Source organism: Shewanella sp. (assembly GCF_051658185.1).
GTDB lineage: Bacteria > Pseudomonadota > Gammaproteobacteria > Enterobacterales > Shewanellaceae > Shewanella.
Window position 1 is genome coordinate 1 of sequence record NZ_JBOFMC010000056.1, and the last position, 3,923, is coordinate 3,923.

At 50.5% G+C, this 3,923-nt stretch carries 5 protein-coding genes; all 5 read right to left on the reverse strand.

Features of this window, described 5'->3' with window-relative positions:
* A partial coding sequence (locus ACRCZA_RS02300) for a DUF2986 domain-containing protein (RefSeq protein WP_438672874.1) occupies positions 1–87 on the reverse strand: 87 nt, incomplete at its 3' end.
* A gap of 219 nt (positions 88–306) precedes the next feature.
* Positions 307–993, reverse strand: coding sequence for a TIGR01621 family pseudouridine synthase (locus tag ACRCZA_RS02305; protein WP_438672870.1), 687 nt, complete (start codon positions 991–993; stop codon positions 307–309).
* A gap of 104 nt (positions 994–1,097) precedes the next feature.
* Entirely contained in the window at positions 1,098–2,369 is a 1,272-nt protein-coding gene (locus tag ACRCZA_RS02310) for an ATP-binding protein (protein ID WP_438672871.1), read from the reverse strand.
* A gap of 49 nt (positions 2,370–2,418) precedes the next feature.
* Positions 2,419–3,096 (reverse strand): response regulator transcription factor, encoded by a 678-nt coding sequence (locus tag ACRCZA_RS02315; RefSeq protein WP_438672872.1) that lies wholly within the window; start codon positions 3,094–3,096, stop codon positions 2,419–2,421.
* 46 nt (positions 3,097–3,142) lie between these two features.
* Positions 3,143–3,679 carry a hypothetical protein gene (locus tag ACRCZA_RS02320; protein WP_438672873.1) on the reverse strand — a complete coding sequence of 179 codons (537 nt, stop codon included), beginning with the start codon at positions 3,677–3,679 and terminating at the stop codon, positions 3,143–3,145.
* Positions 3,680–3,923 lie beyond the last annotated feature (244 nt).

Genomic DNA, 3,923 nt, shown 5'->3' on the forward strand with positions numbered 1-3,923 from the left:
TTGAGGTTTGCGCGTGGTTTGCAGCTTCGCATTGGCCTTTTTTGCCTTGTGCTTGAGGGTCTGATTAATTTTTTTCTTGCGATTCATAGGCCAACCAATAAGCGAAAAAGGCCGCGATTATACCTATCCCGGCGGCCAAATTAAACACATCTTCCCCTAGGGACAAAGAGGCCAAGCAAGCGCTCCCCCGTTACGCGCCGTGCCCCTGTGTGAGCTTTTATGCGCGATGTCTTATGCCCGTTTTCATATGCATAATCGCCTATCCCTATGCCTAGGAGATTACCCATTGGATCGTTTAAGCCCTAATTAGGCTGCCGGCCATGGAAGTGCGTCGGGCTCATGCCACTGCGCTATCGCTGCCAGCACGGCCTCCTGCTGGAATAATTCCCCCTGCTGCGGCACATCTTGGTAACTATAGTGGTGCACGACGTCGTGACTATCGACATAACAAAAACGCAAACTATAGGCGTGTAGATAGCAGCGATCCGCCGCCGCCCCGCCGTATAGCTCATCCCCCAAAATGGGCACCCCTAAACTGGCGAGCGCCACCCTAAGTTGGTGGGTTTTTCCCGAATGGGGCTTGAGTAAATAGAGGCGCAACCCCTCGCCCACACTCGTAGAAAAAAACTGCGTAATGGCAGGATTATCCTTACTGCGCAGCAGCTTAAACATGCTACGGCGGGATTTAGCCATATCACCTATCACCCAACCTTGCTTCTTTTTGGGTTTACCCTTAGCAAGGGCGAGGTAATATTTTTGCACCTTGTGAGCCGTAAATAATGCGGTAAATTGCTTGGCTACCGCCGCAGTTTTGGCCAGCACCAACAAACCTGAGGTGGGGGTATCTAAGCGATGCACCGCATAGAGCTTAAGATCGCGATCCTGCTCGAGCTGAGCAACCACGCCAGCCTCCCCGGTTTGGCTGTGAAAGTGAACATTGGCTGATTTTGAAATAACAATAAAATCAGGCTCATCGGCTATGATTCGGTACATGAGACTCTCACTGTGTCACGCTGGATTAATCGCTAAAGTACAGGCACGGCGGTTAAGCCGTGAGCTGTTGATAAACACTTAGGGGGCAAATACTCGAGCAGTCGTTAAAAATCAATGGTGACGACTAAACCACCGCGCTGCTCGCCGCTGAGGTTATCCGATAGGCTGATCCGCGCATTGTGGCGCGAGAGGATCGCTTTTACCATCGATAATCCCAAGCCTGTGCCCTGCAGATGGCGGCTAGGATCTAAGCGCACGAGGCGCTCAAACACCCGCTCTTTACTGTCATCGGGGATCCCGGGGCCGTTATCACAAATGCGGATCTGCGCACCTGACTGAATGATATCAATCCGCGCCCCCGGGCCAGAATACTTCATCGCATTATCCACCAAATTGTACAATGCTTGAAATAATAAATACTTATCACCATGCACTCGCCAGTCACTCAAGAGGGATAGCCTCAAGGTTTGCCCATTAGACTCGGCAACCGCCTCGGCCATATCGGCAAGATCGGTACAGAGCTGCGCTAGGCTGAGCTCCTGTAAATCCAGCGCTTGTTGTCCCTCTTCGATGCGCGTTAAGGATAGCATGGCATCGAAAGTGGCTAAACAATGGTCGAGTTCCTCGGTCAAAATCGCGCAGCCCTCACCGATATCAGCGGCGGGCTTAGTGGCTAACTCTTCTAACCCGATACGGATATGGGACAGAGGCGTGCGTAAATCGTGGGCGATATTATCCGTTGCGCCGCGCACCGCCATCAGATTATGTTCGAGAATATCCAGCACCTTATTAAACTGCAGGGCCAGCATATCAAATTCATCCTGACGCCAACTCAAGGGTAAGCGAGTATCGTAATGGCCGCGCTCAATTTGCTCACTCAAACGATTGTATTGCACTAAACGGCGCAAAATCGCCTTAGAAAACAAATACCCAAGCGCTAAGGTCAAAATAACGGTCAGCATCACAGCGGTCGCAGCCGCGCTGATAAATTTATCAATCAGGGTGGCTAAGTTATCGGTACGGGTCGCGATCAACACTGGGCCGTAGCGCGTCATCACTATCCCGCCGGTCAGAATATGTAACTTATCCGGCCCCCCCGTTAAAATCGGAAAATCCTTGGTTTTGGGCAGCATCGGCATGTCTTCGGGCATAAAGCTTAAGGCGCCGACCATATCAAGGCTGTTGCGCCAAGCAATCAATGCGGTTTGGGGATCGGCGGCACGGATCTGCGCCGCAAAACTGCGGCGATCGACGGTGAGAGCGAGCTGCTGATAGCGCTGGGTTTCGGCTTCAAGATATTGGCTGACTTGATATTGCTGCTCGATGATCAGTTGACGATAGAGCACAAATAACAACGCGCCGATGATAACCGTCACTAAGGTCGAAAAAATAATGGTGATGCGCCAAGCGCTGCTTTGGTAAGGCTTAATGCCTTTGGCGTAAGCGATAACCGGATCCCCTTACGGTTTCAATCAACTCACCGTGGCCAAGCTCTTCAAATTTACGGCGCAATTTAGCGATATGTACGTCTATCACGTTGGTGCGCGGGTCAAAGTGATAATCCCAGACGGCCTCAAATAACAAAGTGCGGCTGATCACTTGATTGGCGTGCTCCATCAGATACTTAAGTAGCTGAAACTCTTTAGGTTGCAGCATAAGATCTTGGCCATCTAAGGTCACGTTGCGGGTGAGTAACTCCATCTTCAGGTCGCCGACCACGAGATCGGTATTGATAGGCGCAGACTGACCACGTTGCATGAGCTTTTCGGCGCGCACTAGTAGCTCAGCAAACGAAAAGGGCTTCGTCATATAATCATCGCCGCCCGCACGCAGGCCCTTAACCCGTTCATCGACATGAGCCAAAGCGGAGAGGATCAGCACTGGAGTGGCATTGCCATGGGTGCGTAGCGCCGTTAACAAGGTTAAGCCATCGAGCTGAGGCAACATACGGTCGAGAATAATTAAATCATATTGATCCGTGCTCGCTTGCTGCAACCCCTGCTGGCCATCGCTCGCGGTATCAATACTATGGCCGTGCTCAACAAAGCCTTTAACGATGTAATCGATGGTGGTGGCATCGTCTTCAACTAGCAGTATTTTCATCGGTATTTTGCACTCCTCAATCAGGCAGGTGATTGATCTCGTTGACTTAATCCCACTTAAGCAGAGGGAGCGGCTGCAGATTATCAATATCAAAAGCCAACTTATACTGGCCCGTGTCATTGAGTAATTTCAGCTCTAAATAACCTATCCCCAAATCGTGATCGAGCTTTGCATCGGTCAAAAAGCCCTGATGATTTTGGGTGGCCAAGGCAATTAAGCCGGAGAAGGTCTGGTGCTTCAGGCTGATAAGCCGCGCCGCCTCGAGTCCGCCCTTATCGTTTGCCGTCACTTTAGCAGCCTTTTGTTTCAACAACTTACCATCACTGGCCCGATATTCAAAGCGTGTAATGGCATTCGCTAAGGGATTAATCAGCTCAAATTGATAGATTAACACGCCCTCTTGCATGTCCATATCAAACTCGGCAATAACCCCAGAGAACTCCTTTTCAATCTGCTGCATCACACTGTGGGGGGATAAATACGCTCTTTGCTGCAGCATAAAATACGAGGGAGAAGCGGCAGACGCTATCCCTGCAACCCACATCCCTGAAACCCACATCAATCCTAGCAACCATAATCGCATGGTTCCTCCATAAAAACTCAATTGGTAGCTTGTGAGACAACCGCCAGCACGCCGGTGTTGGCCAGCGTGACCACCCCAAGCAACCATGACAAAAAGCAACGATGACAGCCAAGGCCGCCATGCTTAGGATTGAGGGCAAAGTTTCAGGCCGACAGCGCATTCGCTAGCATGCTGAGTCTACCCAATACTTGGTTAAACACCGATGAAAATAAGATTAAGCTTTGATCATCTTGAATATCTTGAG